Consider the following 3,758-nt stretch of genomic DNA (forward strand, 5'->3'; position numbering starts at 1 on the left):
CTGACGAGCAGACGCAGCGCATCGTCGCAGGCAAACACGGCAACCTGGTCCGTCGGCTTCAGCTCGGAGATCGCTTTATCCACGGCGGCCGTCGCGCTCTTCCACAGATCGCCGCGGCGCATGCTCGCGCTGGTATCCACGATGATGGCAACCCGGGCGATATCGCTATCGGCCGCGGCAGTTGGATCCTCGGCCCGCAGGAATGGCCGAGCGAAGGCGATCGCGAGGAGCGTGATCGCGAGCGCCGCGGTCGCCGCGGGTCGGGCCAGGAACACGACGTCGACGCGTCGGGGGACGGGCTCGACCACCACCACCGGCTCGCCCAGCCGCTTGCCCATGCCCTCGGCGAGCACGCGACCCATCGTGTCGGCGATGCCGCCGGTGCCTTTGGCGGCCACGCCGGTCGCCGAGGCAATCCGAAAGCCTGAACGAAGGCTCGGACGTCCTCCAACGTCACCCCGGCATCCTTACGATTGGCGGCAATGGCCGCATCCAGATTCATGCCATGATCCAGCCCCGACCGCTCGGCGAGATAGATCAACTCTTCGGTCGCGATATTGCCGGTCGCCCTGGGCGCGAACGGGCAGCCGCCGGACCCGAACTTCACGCACCCGGCTTGTTACAACAACTGCGCGTGCAACAACTGACGCGTCCTCATGGGGTCGCGCTGGCCGTGTAGGCGGCGAGCTCGGCCCGCAGGGGATCCCCGACCGCAGGGTCGGCGGCGGCCGGCAGCGCCAGGGCGGCGTGCGCGGCCGCGGCTGCTTCGTCGAAGCGACCGAGGGCGGCGAGGGCGGCGAAGTCGCCACGCGCGACGAAGGCACGGCCGTCATCACCAGCGACAAGCCGGCCGCCTACGACCGCACCGACGACCCGGTGCGCATGTACCTGCGCGAGATGGGCTCGGTCGAGCTGCTGTCGCGCGAGGGCGAAATCGCCATCGCCAAGCGCATCGAGGCCGGCCGCGACACCATGATCCGCGGCCTCTGCGAGTCCGCCCTGACCTTCGAAGCCATCATGGTGTGGCGCGAGGAGCTGGGCTCGGGCCGCATCCTGCTGCGCGAAGTCATCGACCTGGAAGCGACCTACGCCGCGATCAACGGCGTGGCCGCCGCGCCGGCCGCCGAGGACGAGGAAGGCCCGGCCGAGCCGATCGACGACGAAGCCGGCGAGGCCAAGGCCGAGGGCGCCGAGGGCGAGGACGAGGACGACTTCGACGACGGCGCCGGTCCGACCGTCAGCGCCATGGAAGGCGAACTGCGCGAAGGCGTTATGGCCATCCTGGACGCCATCGCCAGCGAGTTCGAAAGCTTCCGCAAGCTGCAGGACAAGCTGGTCGGCAGCCGCCTGAAGGGCGAGGACCTGTCGGAAGCCGACCGCAAGGCCTACGAAGGCCTGTCGGCGACGATCATCCAGCACCTGAAGACGCTGAAGCTGAACAACAACCGCATCGAGGCTCTGGTCGAGCAGCTCTATGCGATCAACAAGCGCCTGATCGGCCTGGAAGGCCGCCTGCTGCGCCTGGCCGACAGCTACGGCATCAGCCGCGCCGAGTTCCTGAAAGCCTATTTCGGCTCCGAGCTGAACCCGACCTGGACCGATCAGGTCAAGGCCATGGGCGTGCGCTGGACCAAGTTCGTCGAGAACGACAACAGCTCGATCAGCGACATCCGCCAGGAGATCGCGGCCCTGGCCACCGAGACCGGCGTGCCGATCGACGACTACCGCCGCATCGTCCAGACCGTGCAGAAGGGCGAGCGCGAGGCCCGTCAGGCCAAGAAGGAGATGGTCGAGGCCAACCTCCGTCTCGTGATCTCGATCGCCAAGAAGTACACCAATCGCGGCCTGCAGTTCCTGGACCTGATCCAGGAAGGCAACATCGGCCTGATGAAGGCCGTCGATAAGTTCGAGTACCGCCGCGGCTACAAGTTCTCGACCTACGCCACCTGGTGGATCCGTCAGGCGATCACCCGCTCGATCGCCGACCAGGCGCGGACCATCCGTATCCCGGTGCACATGATCGAGACGATCAACAAGATCGTCCGCACCAGCCGCCAGATGCTGCACGAGATCGGCCGCGAGCCGACCCCGGAAGAGCTGGCCGAAAAGCTGGCCATGCCGCTGGAAAAGGTCCGCAAGGTCCTGAAGATCGCCAAGGAGCCGATCTCGCTCGAAACGCCGGTCGGCGATGAAGAGGATTCGCACCTCGGCGATTTCATCCCGGACTCGAACACGATCCTGCCGGTCGATGCGGCGATCTACAAGGCGATCAAGACCGAATATCAGGATGCCTTCGCCAGGCCCTGATATCCGGTTCCCGATCGGTCAGGCCGGCACGCCGTACAGGTCGTGATCGTCGGCATCCTCGATCTGCACGTCGATCATGTCGCCCGCCTTGCGGCCTTCACCCACGTCGCGCAGGAAGACATTACCGTCGATTTCCGGCGCGTCGGCCTGGCTACGGGCGGTCGCGCCGATGCTGCCATCCTCCTCGTCCGGGTCGCCGACCTCATCCAGGATTACGGGCATGATCCGGCCGACCTTTGCCTCCAGCTTGGCGGCGCTGATCGCGGCGGTCTTTTCCATGATCCGCTGATAGCGTTCTTCCTTCACTTCTTCGGGCACCGCGCCGGGCAGGTCGTTGGCGGCGGCCCCTTCCACCGGTTCGAAGCGGAAGGCGCCGACCCGGTCGAGTTGCGCCTCGTCCAGCCAGTCGAGCAGATATTGGAAATCCGCCTCGGTCTCACCGGGGAAGCCGACGACGAAGGACGAACGGATGGCAATGTCCGGGCAGATGGACCGCCAGTTGCGGATGCGATCCAGCACCTTGGCTTCATTGGCCGGGCGCTTCATCGCCTTCAGCACCGAAGGCGCGGCATGTTGGAAGGGGATGTCGAGATAAGGGGTCAGCAGCCCTTCCGCCATCAGGGGGATCACCTGATCCACATGAGGGTAAGGATAGACATAGTGCAGCCGCACCCAGGGCGCGCGTCCTTCCGCCGTGCGCAACTGGCCCAGTTCGCGGGCCATGTCGGTCATATGGGCGCGGACTTCATGTCCCTTCCACATGCGCGGTTCATGCCGGGTGTCCACGCCATAGGCCGAGGTGTCCTGGCCACCCTGGGCCGGTGGGTGATCGAGGTGCGCATTCATCGCTGAACTCCTTCGGGCATGAACTCATCACGCATCAGCGACGTGACGCCTTGCTTCAAGCGACCCAGCCGGTAGGCCAGGGTCAGGTTCTCGGGACGGTGTCCCCACAGGCTCATCCCCTGGTAGGTGGTGGGCACCCAATGGGCCTCATCGACCACGATGGGATCCCAGCCCAGCTCGACCTCGAAGCCCGAGGGCGACACCACGTAGAACGACAGCTCGCGGTCGTTGGGGTGCTGGCCGATGGCGTTGGCCATTTCGTAGCCCATCTTGCGCAGCCGCTGGTAGCCCAGCGTCACGTCGTCCAGGCTCTTGGCCTGCAGGTTGAGGTGGTGGATGGCGGTGCGCAGCGGGTTCATGCGCTTGCCGCGCGTCGCCGCCAGCCCGGCGAGCAGCGCCTCCATCACCTGCGCCACCCGGCCCGCGTCCATCAGCCCGACCAGCGGCATCACCAGGATGTCGTCGGTGATCGGGATGAGCGGCGTCGACAGCTCCTGGATCGCCCGCGACTGCGCGCGGATGATCTCCTCGCCGCGGATCTTCGCCTCCATCTCCTGCTTGCGCTGGGTGATGTCCGTCCCGATCTCGAGGATGTACATCCCCGC

At 66.4% G+C, this 3,758-nt stretch carries 3 protein-coding genes and 1 pseudogene; 1 reads left to right on the forward strand and 3 read right to left on the reverse strand.

Annotated elements, in window-relative coordinates; genetic code table 11:
- Positions 1-398, reverse strand: a 398-nt coding sequence (locus tag Q0379_RS04385) for a VWA domain-containing protein (protein WP_299004766.1), incomplete at its 3' end; no start/stop codon positions are given.
- Positions 399-789: 391 nt separating this feature from the next.
- Between Q0379_RS04385 and rpoD the strand changes: the two are divergent.
- Positions 790-2,289: pseudogene (gene rpoD, locus Q0379_RS04390) on the forward strand (RNA polymerase sigma factor RpoD); the annotation flags it as partial.
- 36 nt (positions 2,290-2,325) lie between these two features.
- Here the strand turns inward: rpoD and Q0379_RS04395 are convergent.
- Both Q0379_RS04395 and Q0379_RS04400 read right to left on the reverse strand, forming a co-directional pair.
- Entirely contained in the window at positions 2,326-3,153 is an 828-nt protein-coding gene (locus Q0379_RS04395) for a radical SAM protein (protein ID WP_299004768.1), read from the reverse strand.
- Positions 3,150-3,758, reverse strand: a 609-nt coding sequence (locus Q0379_RS04400; protein ID WP_299004771.1) for a VOC family protein, incomplete at its 5' end; no start/stop codon positions are given. The genes Q0379_RS04395 and Q0379_RS04400, both read right to left, overlap by 4 nt.

It is taken from the genome of uncultured Caulobacter sp., from assembly GCF_937900395.1.
Classification (GTDB): Bacteria; Pseudomonadota; Alphaproteobacteria; order Caulobacterales; family Caulobacteraceae; genus Caulobacter.